Here is a 17,048-nt window from a genome sequence, read left to right as displayed (position 1 = left end):
CCCCTTCAGTCAGGATTTGAGGTAGCCGTTTTGGGCCAGAAAGCTTTCGGTAATCGTGCTGCCGGCCGTCGACTCTGCGGCCTTGTCACCCAACAGCAGACGTTCCAGATAACGCGCCAGCAAGTCGACCTCCAGGTTCACCCGGCGACCTGGCTTGTAAGACGCCATGATGGTTTCGCTCAGGGTGTGCGGAATGATCGTCAGCATGAACTCAGCGCCATCGACCGCGTTCACGGTCAGGCTGGTGCCGTCGACGGTGACCGAGCCTTTATGGGCGATGTACTTGGCCAGTTCCTTCGGCGCGCGGATACGAAATTCCACGGCGCGGGCATTGTCGCTGCGCGAAACGACTTCGCCGACACCGTCAACGTGACCGCTGACCAGGTGCCCGCCGAGGCGAGTGGTCGGGGTCAGGGCTTTTTCCAGATTGACCGGGCTGCCGCTTTTGAGGTCGTTCATGGCGGTGCAGTCGAGGGTTTCGCGGCTGACGTCGGCAGCAAAGCCGTCGCCCGGCAGCTCAACGGCGGTCAGGCAGACGCCGTTGACGGCGATGCTGTCGCCGAGCTTGACGTCGCTCAGGTCGAGCTTGCCGGTTTCAACATGCACCCGTACATCGCCGCCCTTTGGGGTCAGTGCACGGATGCTGCCGATGGATTCGATGATGCCGGTAAACATGGGGTTCTCCTTGAGAACGAAGCCAGCGCAAACGCGATGGCCGGGAATTATACGCTCGCCGAAAGCACAGGGATCGCAGTGACTCGCCAGTCATCGCCAACGGCGCGGATTTCAGTGATTTTCAGCTCGGGGGCGTCCTTCATAGAGGCCAGCGGCCAGTCCAGTAGCGGACGCGCCGTAGAACCAAGGAACTTGCCGGCGATGAAAATCACGAACTCATCGACCAGACCGAGCTGGGCAAAAGCACCGGCCAGACGCGGGCCGGCCTCGACCAATACGTCGTTGACGCCACGGTTGGCCAGTTCGACCAGCAGTTGATGCAGATCGACCTGACCGTCATCACCCGGCACGATCAGGCATTCCGGGCCGTTGGCGTATTGCTCTTCGACCGCCATGCACGTGGCGACCAAGGCAGGGCCCGCCTTGAAAAACGGTGCATCCAGCGGCACGCGCAGGCGCCCGTCGATCAGCACCCGCAGCGGTGGACGGCTCATGGCCTGCGCCGTTTGCTCGGCATCCAGTCCCAGCTCGTCAGCACGCACGGTCAACCGCGCGCCGTCGGCCAGCACCGTGTCGGCACCGGTCAGCACCACGCTGGCCTGGGCGCGCAACCGCTGCACCGCCGAACGTGCCGCCGGGCCGGTGATCCACTGGCTCTCGCCGCTTTCCATCGCCGTGCGACCGTCCAGACTCATGGCCAGTTTGACCCGCACGAACGGCAAGCCGAGTTCCATGCGCTTCAGAAAACCTTGATTGAGCTGGCGTGCCTGGCCTTCCAGTACGCCGCTTGCGGTGACGATCCCGGCATCGGCCAGACGCTGCAAACCACGACCGGCCACTTGCGGGTTCGGATCACGCATCGCCGCGACCACCCGGCCAACGCCGGCATTCACCAGCGCATCGGCGCACGGCGGTGTACGGCCGTGGTGACTGCACGGCTCCAGCGTGACGTAGGCGGTAGCGCCCCGGGCCAGTTCACCGGCAGCGCGCAAGGCGTGGACTTCAGCGTGAGGTTCGCCTGCGCGTTCGTGCCAGCCTTCGCCGACAATCTGCCCGTCCCGCACGATCACACAGCCAACCCGGGGGTTGGGGTGCGTGGTGTAGTGACCTTTGCGCGCCAGTTCCAGCGCACGGGCCATGAAGTGGGCGTCGAGGATGGCCTGCTCGGCGACGGTGGTCATTGTTTCACCGGTTCGCGGGCGAGGCGGTCGATCTCTTCGCGGAACTCGTTGAGGTCCTGGAAGCGTTTGTAGACCGAAGCGAAACGGATGTAGGCGACTTCATCAAGCTTTTGCAATTCGGCCATCACCAGTTCGCCGACCACGAGGGATTTGACCTCGCGCTCGCCGGTGGCGCGCAGTTTGTGCTTGATGTGGACCAGAGAGGATTCGAGGCGCTCGACGCTCACCGGACGTTTCTCCAGGGCGCGCTGCATGCCGGCGCGGAGTTTTTCTTCGTCGAACGGTTGGCGGCTGCCATCGGTTTTGATCAGGCGCGGCAACACCAGTTCGGCCGTCTCGAACGTCGTGAAACGTTCGCCGCAGGCCAGGCATTCACGCCGGCGGCGCACCTGTTCGCCCTCGGCGACCAGACGCGAGTCGATGACCTTGGTGTCGTTGGCACCGCAGAAGGGACAGTGCATGGTGGCTGGCAACAAAAAAAGGGAGGGCCATGGTAGCGCATCCCCGTGGCAAGACAAGCCATAGGGTTTGCGGTATACAGACGGGCATGATCGTTTGATCCATGGATTTCATTTTTCCGGAGCTGCCAATGCCGTTACGTCCGCTCGTTTTGCTCAGTCTTTTCAGCCTGCTGGTGGCCTGCGGCAGCGACGCCCCCAAGCCTCAGCCCCCAACGCCGGGCCCCGCGCCACAACAGGCGCAGAAAAAAGCCAAAGAAGCGGCCGACCTAGGCCCGTTGCCGGCTTATCAACGGGAACTGAGCGGCACCCTGCAAGGCGTACCGGCCGGTGCCGAAGTCGAACTGGCGCTGCTGGTGATCGATGAGAAGGATCGCCCGCAGCAATTGCTCGCCAGTTCCAGCCTGATCGGCAACAACCAGATTCTGCCGTTCCATGTGCGCTTCAACCCCGAGGCTTTCCCGGCCGGGGCGCGGGTTGAATTGCGTGGCCGCGCCAGCCAGTCCGGTCAGTTGATTTTGCATCTGCCGTCACAAACCATTACCCAGCCGACCACTCAGGCACTGGGCCAACTGCAATTTGTCAAAGCACCATGAATGCACCGTTCGACCTGCAACAGGCGCTGGGTGAACTGCTCGGCGACGCCAGACTGAAAGCCTGTGCGTTGCCGGACACCGATTTGCAGTTGTGGCTGATCGACGGCGACAACATGGCGCGCGAATTCAGCCAGGAAGAAACCCAACGGATTCTGCACGAGCCGCCGTACTGGAGTTTTTGCTGGGCCAGCGGCCTGGCGGTGGCGCGTTATCTGGCCGAGTTCCCCGAATGGGTACGCGGCAAACGCGTGCTGGATTTCGGCGCCGGTTCCGGTATTGCCGCGATTGCGGCGGTGAAGGCCGGGGCGCTGGAAGTGGTGGCCTGCGATCTCGATCCGCTGGCGATTGCCGCGTGCAGGGCGAATGCCGATCTCAATGACGTGCAGATGGGTTATTCGACGGATTTCTTTGCCGAGGCGGATCGCTTTGATCTGATTCTGGTGGCGGATGTGTTGTACGACCGGGCGAATCTGCCGTTGCTCGATGCGTTTCTCAGCCGGGGCCGCGAAGCGCTGGTGGCGGATTCGCGGGTTCGGGACTTTCGCCATCCGTTGTACGAGCGCATTGAAATGCTTGAGGCCATGACCTTGCCGGATCTGGCAGAGCCTGAAGAATTCAGACATGTCAGCCTGTACCACGCGCGGCGTGACTAAAGGCTTCGTCGGAACGCCGCCCCGCTTCCGGCCACACCCCACCAAGCCTTATAGTTGCCCCATCCACGCTTTTACGAGATCTCCCATGAGTCAGCCAACGCCGTACATCTTCGACGCCACGACTGCCGATTTCGATCAGTCGGTGATCGAGGCTTCCTTCAATAAACCCGTGCTGGTGGATTTCTGGGCCGAATGGTGTGCACCGTGCAAGGCGCTGATGCCGATGCTGCAAGGCATTGCCGAGAGTTATCAGGGCGCGCTGCTGTTGGCCAAGGTCAATTGCGATATCGAGCAGGACATCGTCGACCGCTTCGGTATTCGCAGCCTGCCGACCGTGGTGCTGTTCAAGGACGGTCAACCGGTCGACGGTTTTGCCGGTGCCCAACCGGAATCCGCCGTACGCGCCTTGCTCGAACCCCATGTGCAGATGCCGCCACCTGCCGCAGCCGATCCGTTCGAACAGGCTCAGGCACTGTTCGATGACGGCCGCTTTGCCGATGCCGAAGCGGCGCTGGTGGTCATGCTCAATGACGACAATACCAACGCCAAGGCCTTGATCCTGTACGCCCGCTGCCTGACCGAACGCGGTGAACTGAGCGAAGCGCAAACGGTGCTCGACGCGGTCAAGGGCGATGAGCACAAAGCCGCGCTGGCCGGGGCCAAGGCACAGATCAAGTTCTTCGGACTTGCCCGCGACCTGCCCGATGCCGCCGACCTGAAAGCACGGCTGGCGAAAGATCCGCAGGACGATGAGGCGGTGTATCAACTGGCGATCCAGCAACTCGCTCGCCAGCAATACGAAGCGGCGCTGGAGGCGATGCTCAAGCTGTTCATCCGCAACCGCAACTATGGCGAAGGCTTGCCGCACAAGACCTTGCTGCAGGTGTTCGAGTTGTTGGGTAACGATCACCCGCTGGTGACCGCCTACCGACGCAAAATGTTTGCGGCGCTGTACTAAGCGCTCACTCGACCCAGCTGTAGAGCGGCGTATCCCCGCCGCTCGCCACTTTTACCTGTGAACTGTGCCGCAAGCGCACCAGCAGGCGCTTGCCCGCCGTGGCACTGCCGGTCAGTCCTTGCAACTGATCGAGCAGATCCGGACCACTGAGTTGCCCGGCCTTGCGCAACACATCCTGCGCGACCTGCCACAAGGCATCGTCTTGATTCATCGGTTTGACCGCTGGCGCCGCTGCGCTCTGCGGTTGCTCAGTCGGTAACTGCCCGCTCATGGCCGAACCGAGCCGCGCCCAGTCGCTGTCATCGAGTTCCACCGTCAAATCCACCGGCACCGCGCCGACGGTTCCGCGTATCCGCAACATTGAGTTCGCTCCCGCACTTTTCTGACACGCATGCTCCCACGGGACTTGTGTAACGCCAAGCGCACGGGCAAACTCTGCGCACTTTCGTTATAAGATTACATAACAAACTCTTCACTTTACTTCCCGGAGACCGTCATGCGTCGTCTGCTGCTCGCTTTGCCGTTTGCCCTGTTGCCGTTGGCCATCGCCCATGCGGCTGATGAACATGACCACGATCACGACCATGAGCACGGCAGCCTCGGTGCGCATGAACATGGTGTCGGTCGCCTGAATGCTGCGCTCGACGGGCAAACACTGGAGCTGGAACTGGAAAGCCCGGCGATGAATCTGGTCGGCTTCGAACACGTCGCCTCCACAGAGGCCGACAAGACCAAGGTCGCCGCCGCCCGCGCGCAACTCGAAAAACCGCTGGTGCTGTTCAGCCTGCCTGCCGCTGCCGGTTGCAAAGTGGTCAGCCAGGAACTGGAAAGCCCGCTGTTCGGCGACAAGCCGCAGGCCGACGATCATGACGACGATGAAGCCGACAAGGGCGGCCACGAACATCACCACGACCACAGCGAAATCCATGCTCACTATCAGTTCAACTGCACAGCCCCGGGCGCGTTGAAGACGCTGGATCTGGCGAACATCTTCAACACCTTCCCGGCGACCCAGAAAATTCAGGTACAACTGATCAGCGCCAGCGGCCAGCAGGGCACTGAAGTAACGGCCAAGGCTGCCGCGCTTAAGTTCTGATTACTGCGAAACTCCCACAAGGGGGTATGTGTTCACTCCATGAAACTGGCGCCATGACCCAAGCACTCATCGAACTGTCCGACCTGGGCTTCAGTTGGCCCGGCCACCCGCCGCTGCTGGACATCCCGGCGTTTCGTCTGGAACCGGGCGAAACCCTGTTCCTCAAAGGCCCCAGCGGCAGCGGCAAGACCACCCTGCTTGGCTTGCTCGGCGGGGTACAGAAACCCGATCGCGGCAGCATTCGCCTGCTCGGCCAGGAGCTGACCGCACTCTCCGCCGGTGCCCGCGATACGTTCCGCGTCGATCACACCGGCTACATCTTCCAGCAGTTCAACTTGCTGCCATTTCTCTCGGTGCGCGAGAACGTCGAGCTACCCTGCCACTTTTCCAGACTGCGCGCCGAACGGGCCAAACAGCGCCATGGCAGCGTCGATCAAGCCGCCGCCACCCTGCTCGCCCACCTGGGCCTGAAGGACGAGAGCATCCTCAGCCGTCGTGCCGATTCGCTGTCGATCGGCCAGCAACAACGAGTCGCCGCCGCCCGCGCCTTGATCGGCCAGCCAGAATTGGTGATCGCTGACGAACCGACTTCGGCGCTGGATTACGACGCTCGGGAAAACTTTATCCGCTTGCTGTTCGCCGAATGCCGCGAGGCCGGTTCGAGTCTGCTGTTTGTCAGTCACGACCAGAGTCTGGCCCCGCTGTTCGACCGTCACCTGTCCCTGGCCGAACTCAATCGCGCCGCCACGTCTGCCGAGGTCTGAGATGTATCTGTTTCGTCTGGCCATGGCCAGCCTGGCCAACCGCCGCTTTACCGCTTTGCTGACCGCGTTCGCCATCGCCCTGTCGGTCTGCTTGCTGCTTGCCGTCGAGCGCGTGCGCACCGAGGCCAAAGCCAGTTTCGCCAGCACCATCAGCGGCACCGACCTGATCGTCGGCGCCCGCTCCGGTTCGGTGAATCTGTTGTTGTACTCGGTGTTCCGCATCGGCAACGCCACCAACAACATCCGTTGGGACAGCTTCGAACACTTTGCCAATAACCCGAAAGTGAAATGGGCGATCCCCATGTCCCTCGGCGATTCCCATCGCGGTTATCGGGTAATGGGCACCACCCAAGCGTATTTCGAGCATTACCAGTACGGTCGCCGGCAACACCTGGAACTCGCGAAGGGGCGCGCCTTCGCCACCGATCCGTTCGAGGTGGTACTCGGTGCAGAAGTGGCCGATGCCCTGCACTACAAACTCGGCGACAAACTGGTGCTGGCCCACGGCGTGGCGGCAATCAGTCTGGTCAAACACGACGACAAACCGTTCACCGTGGTCGGCATTCTCAAACGCACCGGCACCCCGGTGGATCGTACGTTGCACATCAGCCTTGGCGGCATGGAGGCCATCCACATCGACTGGCACAACGGCGTGCCGGCGCGGGGCAATGGGCGGATCACGGCCGATCAGGCGCGCAACATGGACCTGACGCCGCAAGCGATCACCGCGTTCATGCTCGGCCTCAACAGCAAGATTTCCACCTTTGCGCTGCAACGCGAGATCAACGAATTCCGTGGTGAACCGATGTTGGCGATCCTGCCCGGCGTGGCGTTGCAGGAGTTGTGGAGCCTGATGAGCACCGCTGAAAAAGCACTGTTCGTGGTCTCGCTGTTCGTGGTGCTGACCGGGTTGATCGGCATGCTCACAGCGATTCTCACCAGCCTCAACGAGCGCCGTCGCGAGATGGCGATTCTGCGTTCGGTCGGTGCGAGGCCGTGGCACATCGCAAGCCTGCTGGTGCTGGAGGCGTTTGCGCTGGCGTTTGCCGGGGTGATTGCTGGGCTGGGGTTGCTGTACATCGGCATCGCCGCCGCGCAGGGTTACGTGCAGGCCAATTACGGTTTGTATCTGCCGCTGGCGTGGCCGAGCGAGTATGAATGGACACTGCTCGGTGGCATTCTGGCGGCCGCGCTGCTGATGGGCAGCGTGCCGGCCTGGCGCGCGTATCGCCAATCCTTGGCCGATGGCCTGTCGATCCGTTTATGAGGATGTTCACCATGCCCCGCGCCATGCTCGCGCTGCTGTTACTGGTCGCCCTGCCCGTGTGGGCGGCGGTGCCCAAAGACCTGACCTGGTTGGAGATGATCCCGCCGGACGCCGCGCCGGAAGTGCCCAACATGACGCCGCTGCATGACCTGTCGAAGATGAGCGATGCGTTGTCCGCCGAGTCGGCGCCAGCGGCCAAGCAGGATTTGCCCGACGCCCCGGTGGTGCAGTCACTTGACGGGCAGAACATTCGTCTGCCGGGGTATATCGTGCCGCTGGAAGTGAATGAAGAAGGACGCACCACGGACTTTTTGCTGGTCCCCTACTTCGGTGCCTGCATCCATGTTCCGCCACCGCCGTCGAACCAGATCGTGCATGTGAAAAGTGAGTTGGGCGTGAAGCTCGATGAGCTGTATCAGCCGTATTGGGTCGAGGGGCCGTTGCAGGTCAAAGCCTCGAGCAGCGAGCTGGCGGATGCGGGGTACCAGATGGAGGCGGACAAGATTTATGTGTATGAGCTGCCGGAGTGAGTCCCGCTAGTTTCGTGTTGTTTGAGCGGACGCCTTCGCGAGCAAGCCCGCTCCCACAGGGGATTTGTGTTGATGCAAGGTTCCACACAAATCAGCCCCTTCACTGTTTCATTGAGCTGAGTCAAAAGACCGTATCAGTTGGCTTCGTACCATAGGACATCAAACATTTTTAACGTCCTTTCGGAGCCCCCATGAACAAGTCCTTGCTCAGCGCTTCGCTGTTTGCCCTCGCGCTCGCAGCCCCGCTCGCCCACGCCCACGATGCCGGTGACATCCTGATTCGTGCCGGTGCGATCACCGTCAACCCGAAGGCCGACAGCTCCAGCGTCAAGGTCGATCAGGGGCCGTTGAGCGGCACCAATCTGGGCGGCAAGGCGACCATGAGCAGCGACACTCAACTGGGCCTGAACTTCGCTTACATGCTCACCAACCACGTCGGCATTGAGTTGCTCGCGGCCACGCCGTTCGAACATGACGTGAAGCTCAAAGGCACCGGCCTGGCAGCAGCCAACGGCAAGCTCGGCACACTGAAACACCTGCCACCGACCCTCAGCGTCGTCTACTACCCGCTGGATTCGAAATCGCCGTTCCAACCGTACGTGGGCGGCGGCATCAACTACACCTGGATCTACGACGAGCACGTCGGCAGCGAAGCCAGCGCCAACGGCTTCAGCAACTTCAAGGCGAAAAACTCCTGGGGCCTGGCCTGGCAGGTCGGCGCGGACTACATGCTGACCGACAAAATCATGCTCAACGCCCAAGTGCGCTACATCGACATCGATACCCGCGCCACCGTCGAGAACAACGCCGTGGCGCCCGGTACTCGCGCACGGGTGAATGTGGATGTTGATCCGTTCATCTACATGGTGGGTTTGGGCTATAAGTTCTAAGTCGATTGACCGAACGTTCACGTGGTGGTGAATGAGGCTTGGTGGTGAGCAGGCTTGAAACTGACGGCAACTGCTTTGCGGTTGACCGGGGGAAAATCCCCTCGCCACAGGGATAGCGACAAATTCCGGCCGTGAAAAAGGCGCCTGTCACAGGGCGCCTTTTTCATGTCTGAAACAAACTTACTTGCCGAGCAACCGCGCCAGACCAACGCTCATCGGCGTCTGCCGGGGCAACTTGAAACGCTCAAGCAACCGGGTGTTATTCGCCCGCGAATGGCGGATATCACCGGAGCGGGCCGGGCCGAAGCTGACCGCTGGCAATTCACCGACGACGGTTTCCAGTTCCGCAAGCATCTGCTTGAGGCTCATCGCCTGATTCCAGCCGACATTCACCGCACCGACTTCCACTTCAGGCCTCTGGATCGCCTGCACCAACAGGTCAACCAGATCCTCGACATACAGAAAGTCCCGCGTCTGCTCGCCATCGCCGAACACGGTGATCGGCAAGCCTTTCTGCGCACGTTCGCTGAAGATGCTGATGACCCCGGAATACGGTGAGGACGGATCCTGGCGTGGGCCGAAGATGTTGAAGAAGCGGAAAACCACCGGTTCCAAAGCGTGCTGACGGCGGTAGAAATCAAAATAATGCTCGCCAGCCAGTTTGTCCGACGCGTAGGGCGTCAGCGGGGCTTTTGGCGTGTCTTCATCAATTGATTCGCCCTCGCCATTGTTGCCGTACACCGCCGCGCTGGAGGCGTACAACACACGTTTGACCCCGGCCAGGCGCATCGCTTCGCAAACGTTCAGCGTGCCGATGAAATTGCTCTGGTGAGTCTTCACCGGGTCATCCACCGACGCTTGCACCGAGGCCACGGCCGCCAGGTGCGCTACGGCGCTGCAACCCTGCATCGCTTGGGTGACCAGCACTGCGTCAGCCACATCACCGACAATCAACTCGACCCTGGGGTTGTCCAGCGGCAGATTGCTGCGTTTGCCGGTCGACAAGTCATCGAGAATTCGCACCGAATGGCCTTGAGCAAGCAATGCGTCGGTCAGGTGCGAGCCAATGAAACCCGCGCCGCCGGTGATTAAAACAGTCCCTTCAGCCATGTCGGTAAAACCTATCCAGTAAGCCCGGGAGCGCGGCACGCCAGGCGCGCGGCTTGATCCCGAATGTGTGCAGAATTTTCTTGCAGGCCAGGACCGCGTGTTGCGGTTCCTCGGCGGCGTCCGGCCGCGCGGCGTGAGCCTGAGCGGTCGGTGCTTCGATGGCCAGCGCGTGCAGGCTGCGGGCCTCGGTCAGAATCGCCTGGCCCAGCGCCAGCGGTGTGGTCGCCTCGTGGCCGGCGTAGTGATAAGTGCCCCACAGCGGCGCGGCGCAATCGAGTTGCTTGAGCACCGAAATGATCACCCGTGCGGCGTCATCGACTGGCGTCGGATTGCCGCGACGATCATCGGCCAGGAGCAACTCTTCCGGTTGCTCGGCACGGGCAAGAAAACGCCCGAGGGTGCCATCAGGGCTGTCATCGAGCAGCCAGCCAAAACGCAACAACACATGCTGCGGACACGCTGCACGCACACTTTGCTCGATGCGCCACAAGGCCTGACCACGCAAACCCAGCGGCACTGGTTCGTCTTTTTCGCTGTAGGCCGTGGCACGTGAGCCGTCGAACACGCGATAACTGGACGGCTGCACGAGGACGATGTTGTGGTGCCGGCACAGTTCGGCCAGACGCTCGATAGCGCGCTCCTGCCCGGCCATGCGGCTTTCGCTGACGGTCTCGGCCTGGAACCAGTCGAAATAGTAGGCGAGGTTGATCAACGCATCGGGACGGGTGTCGTCGAGCAGTTGCGTCAGGCTCGCGGCATCCCAGCCGTCTTCGGGCGGGCGGGGGGCGAGGAAACCGATGTCTTCTTCCGCACCGAGGCGAATCAGCGCCTGCCCAAGGGCATTTCCGCCGCCCAGTAACATAAGGCGCATTCGCATAGAGTCAGCAGGCCCAGTCTGATTGGAACGATGGCTTTGGCGACGTTGCTTGTGGCCCCGTCGTCGATAATTGCCGGAATCGTTGCATTTTGCGGGTTTAGTGCGCAACCGTCACCCGTAAAGTGTCGATGGCCGGAATTTGTGTACGAGCAACTGCCCCATCGCTGGCCGCCACCGGTGCTGCGGCGCACACTCCTTTTGCGGGAGCGGGGTGTACGGGGTTTCTCGAAAATGCACCGTCCGTAAAGCCATCGAAACTTTCCCGAACCGCCCGCAGTCATCAACACACTGAGGCTGTACGGGGACTTTCGACGGGAGGGCGGCATGGCAACGATTCATATCGGCATTTTCGACTGGCGCTACGCCCCGTGGCGCGGGGATTTCGCCCCTCATGGGCTGGCATTCGCCTCGCGGGGGCTGCCATGAGCATTCCGGAACCGGTCGGTTTCACCGATGAAGGATCGGTCGTCGTGCCATCGGTACGCAGCTTCACTGTGCTGACGGTTAACACGCACAAGGGTTTCACCGCACTCAATCGGCGATTCATCCTGCCGGAGTTGCGCGAAGCGGTGCGCAGTGTGGCCGCCGACGTGGTGTTCCTGCAGGAAGTCCACGGCACCCACGAACTCCATCCCAAGCGCTATAACAACTGGCCGACGATGCCGCAGTACGAATTCCTCGCCGACAGCCTCTGGCCGCAGTTCGCTTATGGGCGCAATGCGGTGTATCCGGAGGGCGATCACGGCAACGCTGTGTTGTCGAAATTCCAGATCATCCGCCATGACAACCTCGACGTCTCGATCAGCGGCCACGAAAGCCGTGGCTTGTTGCATTGCGTGCTGCGCCTGCCCGGCGATGGCACCGAGGTACATGCGATCTGCGTGCATCTGGGCCTGCGCGAAAGCCACCGCAACGCTCAGCTTGGCTTGCTGATGCAGCGCCTTGCCGAACTGCCAGACGATGCTCCAGTAATCGTCGCCGGTGACTTCAATGACTGGCGCCAGCGTGCCGACGCATTGCTCAAGCCTTGCGGCTTGCGGGAAGTGTTCGCCGAACATCACGGCAAACCGGCGCGCAGCTTTCCCGCGCGTCTGCCGACCCTGCGACTGGACCGCATCTACGTGCGCAACCTCAAGACCCGTCAGCCAAAAGTGCTGGCGAACCGGCCCTGGTCCCACCTTTCCGACCATGCACCGTTATCGGTGGAGATCGAACTATGAACAGCGCACCACTGGAGAAGTCCGCCGCGGAATCGGTGAACATCACCCCGCCGATACGCGAACCCGGGCACGTCGATGTCGAATACCGCTGGCAGAGCAACAACCGCATCGAACTGCTGGAAAACGGCGAGGCGTATTTCCCGCGCGTGTTCGACGCGATGCGTGCAGCCAAGAGTGAGATCCTGCTGGAGACCTTCATCGTTTTCGAGGACAAGGTCGGCAAGGAGTTGCAGCAAATCCTGATCGACGCCGCCCGCCGTGGCGTGCGCACGACCGTCAGCCTCGACGGCTTCGGTTGTGGCGAGTTGACCACCGGCTATCTCACCGCACTGAGTGAGGCCGGCGTCTATCTGCAGATGTTCGATCCGGCCCCCAAACATCTGGGCATTCGCACCAACTGGTTTCGGCGCCTGCATCGCAAGATTGTGGTGGTCGACGGCACGGTTGCATTTATTGGCGGGATCAACTTTTCCGGCGATCACCTGGCCGACTTCGGCCCCGAGGCCAAGCAGGATTATTCGGTGCAGATTCAGGGCCCGGCCGTGGCGGACATTCACCATTTCGCACTGTTGCAAAGCGGGCGACCCGGACGTGCCAGATTCTGGTGGCAACGCCGCCGGCAGCGCCGGACAGAAATGGCCTTCACCGATCACGATGGTCAGGTGCGCCTGGTGTTTCGCGACAACAACCAGCACCACACCGACATCGAAGACGTGTATTTACAGGCCGTGCGCAGTGCTCAGCGGCGAGTGGTGATCGCCAACGCTTACTTCTTTCCCGGCTACCGCTTGCTGAAGGAAATTCGCAATGCAGCGCGGCGCGGCGTCGATGTTCGGCTGATTCTGCAAGGTGAACCGGATGTGCTGGTGGCCAAAATCGCGGCGCGCATGACCTATGACTATCTGCTCAAGGCCGGGGTGAAAATCCACGAGTATTGTCAGCGCCCGCTGCACGGCAAAGTCGCGCTGGTGGATGAGGACTGGAGCACGGTCGGCTCAAGCAATCTTGACCCGCTCAGTCTGTCGCTGAACCTGGAAGCCAACGTCGTGATCCGCGATCGCGCCTTTAACCGTGACCTGTTCGAGCGCCTCGAAAACCTGAGCCTCAACCATTGCCAGACGGTAGATCCGGCCATGGTTCCACGCGGACGAATCTGGCACATGACCGTGGGCTTTCTGGTGTTCCACTTTCTGCGGCATTTTCCGGCGATGGCCGGTTGGCTACCGGCACACAAACCCAGGCTCAAGCCGTTTCGAGGTGACCGCTCATGAGTCATACCCAAGCGCAATCGAGCGGCCATTCAGCGCCCGCCGCGCACTCACGCTGGAGCAAGTGGAAACGTCCGTTGACCGTGCTGTTTTTCCTCGCGCTGATAGTATTGCTGACGCTTTTCGCCCGCCGTATCGAGTGGGCCGACGTGTTGGAAACTCTCGCCGATTTCAAGCTGCGCACGCTGATCATTGCCGCCGGCCTGACGCTGCTGAGCTTTCTGACGTACGCCAGTTTCGACCTGATCGGCCGCACCTACATTCGCCAGGACCTGACCTGGAAACAGATCCTGCCGGTGGGGATCATCAGCTATGCGTTCAACCTGAATCTGAGTGCCTGGGTTGGCGGCATAGCCATGCGTTACCGGCTGTACTCGCGTCTGGGCGTGAGCAACAGCAACATTGCCAAAATCCTCGGGCTGAGCCTAGCGACCAACTGGTTCGGCTACATGACCATCGCAGGCGTGGTGTTCAGCAGTGGACTGGTGAGCATGCCGCCGGGCTGGAAAGTCAGCACCACAGCGCTGCAGGGTATCGGTGTGGTGTTGCTGTTGATCAGTGCCGGGTATCTGGCCGCGTGCCAGTTCTCCAAGCGCCGCGAGTGGTCGATTCGCGGCGTGGAAATCAACCTGCCGTCGCTGCGCATGGCCTTGCTGCAACTGCTGCTGGGCGCGCTGAACTGGTCGTTGATGGCGGCGGTGATCTTCACCTTGCTACCGAGCAAGCTCGACTATCCGCTGGTGCTCGGCGTGCTGTTGATCAGTGCGATTGCCGGGGTCATTACTCACATTCCGGCGGGGTTGGGCGTACTGGAAGCAGTGTTCGTTGCACTGCTGCAACACGAAGCGTCGCGGGGCAGTCTGGTGGCGGGGTTACTGGCCTATCGGGCGATTTATTTTCTGTTGCCGTTGTTGATTACGCTCGTGATGTATCTGGTGGTGGAGGCCAAGGCCAAAGCGCTGCAGATCGAAAAGACGCCTTCCTGATGTTGTTTTGAGGCTGCCGGCTTCGTCACGAGCAGCCCCCAATCAGGTACTCGGTGTTTTCACTGGCGCAGTGACACCAAACCGCGCGCGATAATCACTGGGCGCCAGCCCGGTAACTTTCTTGAAGGTCGCCCGAAACGCTCCCGGGTCTTGATACCCCACCTTCCAGGCAATGTGATCAATCGTACCGTTGGTGAATTCAAGCATCTCGCGTGCCTTGCCGACGCGTAAATGCTGACAGTATTCGGTCGGTTTCAACCCGGTCGCGGCGCGGAAGCGGCGCAGGAATGTGCGCTCCTCCAACCCCGCGCGTTCGGCCATTGCCGTCAGCGAAACATCCGTCGCGCCAGTGCTTTGCAGCCAATGCTGAACCTTGAGAATCGGCGCATCGCCATGACCGAGGATCGGCGCAAAATGACTGCCGCACTCACTGGCGCTGTCGCTGTGTTCGATCACCAGAAACCGCGCAGTAGCGGTAGCGATGCTCGGGCCCAACAGCCTGTCGACCAGACGCAGCCCCAACTCCGACCAAGCCATCAGCCCGGCCGTGGTGATCAGGTCGCCGTCATCGACAATCGGTGCATCGGCGTTGAGTCTGATGTTCGGATAGCGTTCGGCGAAGACCTTGGCCGAGGTCCAGTGACTGGTGGCGCTGCGGCCGTCGAGCAGACCGCTCTCCGCCAGCAGAAAAGAGCCTGCGCAGACGCCGCCAAGCGTTGCGCCACGGGCGTGTTGTTCACGCAGCCAGTGCAGCAACCCGGTTGATGCCTGAGCTTCGCAGAAACCACCGATCGAGGGTGGAATCAGTACCGCCAGCAATTCGCTTTCGCCCCCCGTACAACTGTCGAAAACCCGCTTCGGCGCCTGATCGCCTTCAACCTGCCAATGACTGACCCGCAGTAACGGCAGTTGCGCAGCCTCATGCTCGGCGGCAATCCCGTTCGCCACCGCGAACAGATCAGTCAAACCGTGCACGGCCGCCATTTGCGCGCCGGGATAAATCAGCACGCCCAACCCGGCCACGGCAGCCCTTTGTGCGCCCATTGTCAGTTTTCCCCTGTCTATTGTCGGTGCGGCCAATCCTCGAGTCGCTCGGCAGCGCCAATACTGAAGGCACTTCCAGACAATCCATCGAGGACACACCCATGGCCAAGCAAGCGCTCATCGTAGTCGATATCCAGAATGACTACTTCCCCCAAGGCAAATGGCCGCTCACCGGTGCCGACGCCGCTGCCGACAACGCCGCGCGACTGATCGCAGCCTTCCGCGAAGCCGGCGATTCGGTGGTGTTCATTCGACATGAGTTCACCTCATCGGACGCCGCGTTTTTCACCCCCGGCTCGGACGGCGCCAAACTGCACCCCAAAGTGCTCAATCGTGCCGACGAACCCGTGGTACTCAAACACTTCGTCAACGCGTTCCGCGAAACCGAGTTGCAATCGATTCTCGACGAACAAGGCATCAAGGAACTGGTGGTGGTCGGCAGCATGAGCCACGTGTGCATCGACGGCATCACCCGTGCGGCGGCGGATCTGGGCTATGACGTCACGGTGATTCACGACGCCTGCGCCAGCCGCGATCTGGAGTTCAACGGCATGACCGTACCGGCAGACCACGTCCACGCGGCCTTCATGTCAGCCCTGGGCTTCGCTTACGCCAGCGTGGTGTCCACCGACGAGTTCCTCCTGCGCTGACGCTCCCGGAAACACTTTGCAAAATAAACTGCGCCCGCCCCGTTGCGGGCGTTTTTGCGAGCGCCGGAAAAATCTCACGCGTGAGCCATTGATGGCACTTTGAATTGGTGTAGTGTGGCCCACGCGTGAGATGTTCATAACGGAATCAATGCCATGAAAAGCCGCTCCCCCGCTACCGCATCAGACCCAAAGGGAGTGCGCTCAAAACCGTCCGCGAAAAAACCATCCAGCTTTTATATGAAGCAGATGCGTGCGGGCCTGGCGGCTGCCGGTTATGTGAAACACGAAACTTGGGTGCTTCCGGAAAACCGAAGCTTGCTCAAACAAATGGAGCAACAGCTACGCCAACCGATTCTGGCTGGCTCTTTCATGTCGGAGAATTACATGAGCGCAGGCAACAACTGGAATATCGACAGCCTCTTCAACGCCCTCAAGGCCCTGGACGAGGTCGCTTCGCAAGAGATCACGCTGTCTCTGATCCAGAGCTCCGAACCCAGCATCAAGCTGGAAATGAACGAATTCGGCGGTCTGCCGATTCACATCGCCCTGGCCGGCGCACAGATCATCGTCGACACCGTGCTGGTGGACATCGATTCGATCACCGACGTGCGCGCCTTCAACGACGCCGTACTGCGCAGCCGGGAAATGTTCCCGCTGTCGTCGATCGGTATCGAGTCGATGCCGAACGGGCAGACCGTCTACAACATGTTTGGCGCCCTCAGCGCCGACTCGAGCCTGACCAACGTGGTGACCGAGGTGAAAACCCTGGTCGATAACGTGCAGCGCGCCAGCGAAGCCTTCGAACACTTCTTCAAGTAATCAACA

The 17,048-nt window shown here is 61.2% G+C and carries 20 protein-coding genes and 1 pseudogene; 14 read left to right on the top strand and 7 right to left on the bottom strand.

Annotated elements, in window-relative coordinates; all coding sequences use genetic code 11:
* Positions 1–9: 9 nt before the first annotated feature.
* From AACY02_RS06890 to nrdR, 3 genes are read right to left on the bottom strand one after another with little or no spacing between them, the layout of a single operon-like run.
* Positions 10–675: a riboflavin synthase gene (locus AACY02_RS06890; protein WP_339431303.1), complete on the bottom strand. Its 666-nt coding sequence runs from the start codon at positions 673–675 to the stop codon at positions 10–12.
* A gap of 47 nt (positions 676–722) precedes the next feature.
* Entirely contained in the window at positions 723–1,856 is a 1,134-nt protein-coding gene (gene ribD, locus AACY02_RS06885; RefSeq protein WP_339431302.1) for a bifunctional diaminohydroxyphosphoribosylaminopyrimidine deaminase/5-amino-6-(5-phosphoribosylamino)uracil reductase RibD, read from the bottom strand.
* A complete protein-coding gene (gene nrdR, locus AACY02_RS06880; RefSeq protein WP_176470114.1) occupies positions 1,853–2,317 on the bottom strand; it encodes a transcriptional regulator NrdR in 465 nt (154 codons plus the stop codon). Before nrdR ends, ribD begins: the two co-directional genes overlap by 4 nt.
* A 128-nt stretch (positions 2,318–2,445) precedes the next feature.
* On the opposite strand from nrdR, the gene AACY02_RS06875 reads away from it, so the two are divergent.
* The 3 genes from AACY02_RS06875 (at position 2,446) to trxA (ending at position 4,521) form a co-directional block, all read left to right on the top strand.
* Positions 2,446–2,910, top strand: a complete 465-nt coding sequence (locus AACY02_RS06875) for a YbaY family lipoprotein (protein WP_339431301.1) — start codon at positions 2,446–2,448, stop codon at positions 2,908–2,910.
* Positions 2,907–3,563 (top strand): class I SAM-dependent methyltransferase, encoded by a 657-nt coding sequence (locus tag AACY02_RS06870; RefSeq protein WP_339431300.1) that lies wholly within the window; start codon positions 2,907–2,909, stop codon positions 3,561–3,563. The genes AACY02_RS06875 and AACY02_RS06870 overlap by 4 nt, the downstream gene beginning before the upstream one ends.
* Positions 3,564–3,648: 85 nt before the next feature.
* Positions 3,649–4,521: a thioredoxin gene (gene trxA, locus AACY02_RS06865; RefSeq protein ID WP_339431299.1), complete on the top strand. Its 873-nt coding sequence runs from the start codon at positions 3,649–3,651 to the stop codon at positions 4,519–4,521.
* Positions 4,522–4,525: 4 nt separating this feature from the next.
* Here the strand turns inward: trxA and AACY02_RS06860 are convergent, their stop codons facing one another.
* A complete protein-coding gene (locus AACY02_RS06860; protein ID WP_339431298.1) occupies positions 4,526–4,882 on the bottom strand; it encodes a hypothetical protein in 357 nt (118 codons plus the stop codon).
* A gap of 135 nt (positions 4,883–5,017) precedes the next feature.
* Between AACY02_RS06860 and AACY02_RS06855 the strand changes: the two genes are divergently transcribed.
* The 5 genes from AACY02_RS06855 to AACY02_RS06835 all read left to right on the top strand — a co-directional run bounded on the left by AACY02_RS06855 (position 5,018) and on the right by AACY02_RS06835 (position 9,068).
* Entirely contained in the window at positions 5,018–5,617 is a 600-nt protein-coding gene (locus AACY02_RS06855; protein ID WP_339431297.1) for a DUF2796 domain-containing protein, read from the top strand.
* 53 nt (positions 5,618–5,670) lie between these two features.
* On the top strand, positions 5,671–6,381 hold the full coding sequence (locus AACY02_RS06850; RefSeq protein WP_187678771.1) for an ABC transporter ATP-binding protein: 711 nt from the start codon (positions 5,671–5,673) through the stop codon (positions 6,379–6,381).
* 1 nt (position 6,382) lies between these two features.
* The gene (locus tag AACY02_RS06845; RefSeq protein ID WP_339431296.1) at positions 6,383–7,648 is read left to right on the top strand and encodes an ABC transporter permease; all 1,266 of its coding nucleotides are present in this window, start codon (positions 6,383–6,385) and stop codon (positions 7,646–7,648) included.
* Between the two features lie 11 nt (positions 7,649–7,659).
* A complete protein-coding gene (locus AACY02_RS06840; protein ID WP_339431295.1) occupies positions 7,660–8,178 on the top strand; it encodes a DUF3299 domain-containing protein in 519 nt (172 codons plus the stop codon).
* A 191-nt stretch (positions 8,179–8,369) separates the two neighbouring features.
* Positions 8,370–9,068 (top strand): OmpW/AlkL family protein, encoded by a 699-nt coding sequence (locus tag AACY02_RS06835; RefSeq protein WP_221730257.1) that lies wholly within the window; start codon positions 8,370–8,372, stop codon positions 9,066–9,068.
* Between the two features lie 180 nt (positions 9,069–9,248).
* On the opposite strand, the gene AACY02_RS06830 is transcribed toward AACY02_RS06835, so the two are convergent.
* Positions 9,249–10,178 (bottom strand): NAD-dependent epimerase/dehydratase family protein, encoded by a 930-nt coding sequence (locus AACY02_RS06830; protein WP_339431294.1) that lies wholly within the window; start codon positions 10,176–10,178, stop codon positions 9,249–9,251.
* Complete coding sequence (locus AACY02_RS06825) at positions 10,171–11,055, bottom strand: sugar nucleotide-binding protein (RefSeq protein ID WP_339431293.1); 885 nt, start codon at positions 11,053–11,055, stop codon at positions 10,171–10,173. Before AACY02_RS06825 ends, AACY02_RS06830 begins: the two co-directional genes overlap by 8 nt.
* A 324-nt stretch (positions 11,056–11,379) precedes the next feature.
* Between AACY02_RS06825 and AACY02_RS25965 the strand changes: the two are divergent.
* The 4 genes and pseudogenes from AACY02_RS25965 to AACY02_RS06810 form a co-directional block, all read left to right on the top strand.
* Positions 11,380–11,475 (top strand): annotated as a pseudogene (locus AACY02_RS25965) (DUF72 domain-containing protein); the annotation flags it as partial.
* A 2-nt stretch (positions 11,476–11,477) separates the two neighbouring features.
* Positions 11,478–12,275, top strand: a complete 798-nt coding sequence (locus AACY02_RS06820) for an endonuclease/exonuclease/phosphatase family protein (protein ID WP_339431292.1) — start codon at positions 11,478–11,480, stop codon at positions 12,273–12,275.
* Entirely contained in the window at positions 12,272–13,546 is a 1,275-nt protein-coding gene (gene clsB, locus AACY02_RS06815) for a cardiolipin synthase ClsB (protein WP_339431291.1), read from the top strand. Before AACY02_RS06820 ends, clsB begins: the two co-directional genes overlap by 4 nt.
* Positions 13,543–14,529 carry a lysylphosphatidylglycerol synthase domain-containing protein gene (locus AACY02_RS06810; protein ID WP_339431290.1) on the top strand — a complete coding sequence of 329 codons (987 nt, stop codon included), beginning with the start codon at positions 13,543–13,545 and terminating at the stop codon, positions 14,527–14,529. The genes clsB and AACY02_RS06810 overlap by 4 nt, the downstream gene beginning before the upstream one ends.
* A gap of 42 nt (positions 14,530–14,571) precedes the next feature.
* On the opposite strand, the gene AACY02_RS06805 is transcribed toward AACY02_RS06810, so the two are convergent.
* Positions 14,572–15,573 carry a GlxA family transcriptional regulator gene (locus tag AACY02_RS06805; protein ID WP_339431289.1) on the bottom strand — a complete coding sequence of 334 codons (1,002 nt, stop codon included), beginning with the start codon at positions 15,571–15,573 and terminating at the stop codon, positions 14,572–14,574.
* A 101-nt stretch (positions 15,574–15,674) separates the two neighbouring features.
* On the opposite strand from AACY02_RS06805, the gene AACY02_RS06800 reads away from it, so the two are divergent.
* Entirely contained in the window at positions 15,675–16,223 is a 549-nt protein-coding gene (locus tag AACY02_RS06800) for a cysteine hydrolase family protein (RefSeq protein WP_339431288.1), read from the top strand.
* Between the two features lie 153 nt (positions 16,224–16,376).
* Entirely contained in the window at positions 16,377–17,042 is a 666-nt protein-coding gene (locus AACY02_RS06795; RefSeq protein ID WP_339431287.1) for a YjfI family protein, read from the top strand.
* Positions 17,043–17,048 lie beyond the last annotated feature (6 nt).

Source organism: Pseudomonas sp. EA_65y_Pfl2_P78 (genome assembly GCF_963970495.1).
Taxonomy (GTDB): Bacteria; Pseudomonadota; Gammaproteobacteria; order Pseudomonadales; family Pseudomonadaceae; genus Aquipseudomonas; species Aquipseudomonas baetica_A.
This window is presented reverse-complemented; position numbering and strand designations above follow the sequence as displayed.

Excerpts from the sequence above, each read along its gene's own strand:
- AACY02_RS06890 (WP_339431303.1), bottom strand. The coding sequence starts at position 675 with ATGTTTACCGGCATCATCGAATCCATCGGCAGCATCCGTGCACTGACC.
- ribD (WP_339431302.1), bottom strand. The coding sequence starts at position 1,856 with ATGACCACCGTCGCCGAGCAGGCCATCCTCGACGCCCACTTCATGGCC.
- nrdR (WP_176470114.1), bottom strand. The coding sequence starts at position 2,317 with ATGCACTGTCCCTTCTGCGGTGCCAACGACACCAAGGTCATCGACTCG.
- AACY02_RS06875 (WP_339431301.1), top strand. The coding sequence starts at position 2,446 with ATGCCGTTACGTCCGCTCGTTTTGCTCAGTCTTTTCAGCCTGCTGGTG.
- AACY02_RS06870 (WP_339431300.1), top strand. The coding sequence starts at position 2,907 with ATGAATGCACCGTTCGACCTGCAACAGGCGCTGGGTGAACTGCTCGGC.
- trxA (WP_339431299.1), top strand. The coding sequence starts at position 3,649 with ATGAGTCAGCCAACGCCGTACATCTTCGACGCCACGACTGCCGATTTC.
- AACY02_RS06860 (WP_339431298.1), bottom strand. The coding sequence starts at position 4,882 with ATGTTGCGGATACGCGGAACCGTCGGCGCGGTGCCGGTGGATTTGACG.
- AACY02_RS06855 (WP_339431297.1), top strand. The coding sequence starts at position 5,018 with ATGCGTCGTCTGCTGCTCGCTTTGCCGTTTGCCCTGTTGCCGTTGGCC.
- AACY02_RS06850 (WP_187678771.1), top strand. The coding sequence starts at position 5,671 with ATGACCCAAGCACTCATCGAACTGTCCGACCTGGGCTTCAGTTGGCCC.
- AACY02_RS06845 (WP_339431296.1), top strand. The coding sequence starts at position 6,383 with ATGTATCTGTTTCGTCTGGCCATGGCCAGCCTGGCCAACCGCCGCTTT.
- AACY02_RS06840 (WP_339431295.1), top strand. The coding sequence starts at position 7,660 with ATGCCCCGCGCCATGCTCGCGCTGCTGTTACTGGTCGCCCTGCCCGTG.
- AACY02_RS06835 (WP_221730257.1), top strand. The coding sequence starts at position 8,370 with ATGAACAAGTCCTTGCTCAGCGCTTCGCTGTTTGCCCTCGCGCTCGCA.
- AACY02_RS06830 (WP_339431294.1), bottom strand. The coding sequence starts at position 10,178 with ATGGCTGAAGGGACTGTTTTAATCACCGGCGGCGCGGGTTTCATTGGC.
- AACY02_RS06825 (WP_339431293.1), bottom strand. The coding sequence starts at position 11,055 with ATGCGAATGCGCCTTATGTTACTGGGCGGCGGAAATGCCCTTGGGCAG.
- AACY02_RS06820 (WP_339431292.1), top strand. The coding sequence starts at position 11,478 with ATGAGCATTCCGGAACCGGTCGGTTTCACCGATGAAGGATCGGTCGTC.
- clsB (WP_339431291.1), top strand. The coding sequence starts at position 12,272 with ATGAACAGCGCACCACTGGAGAAGTCCGCCGCGGAATCGGTGAACATC.
- AACY02_RS06810 (WP_339431290.1), top strand. The coding sequence starts at position 13,543 with ATGAGTCATACCCAAGCGCAATCGAGCGGCCATTCAGCGCCCGCCGCG.
- AACY02_RS06805 (WP_339431289.1), bottom strand. The coding sequence starts at position 15,573 with ATGGGCGCACAAAGGGCTGCCGTGGCCGGGTTGGGCGTGCTGATTTAT.
- AACY02_RS06800 (WP_339431288.1), top strand. The coding sequence starts at position 15,675 with ATGGCCAAGCAAGCGCTCATCGTAGTCGATATCCAGAATGACTACTTC.
- AACY02_RS06795 (WP_339431287.1), top strand. The coding sequence starts at position 16,377 with ATGAAAAGCCGCTCCCCCGCTACCGCATCAGACCCAAAGGGAGTGCGC.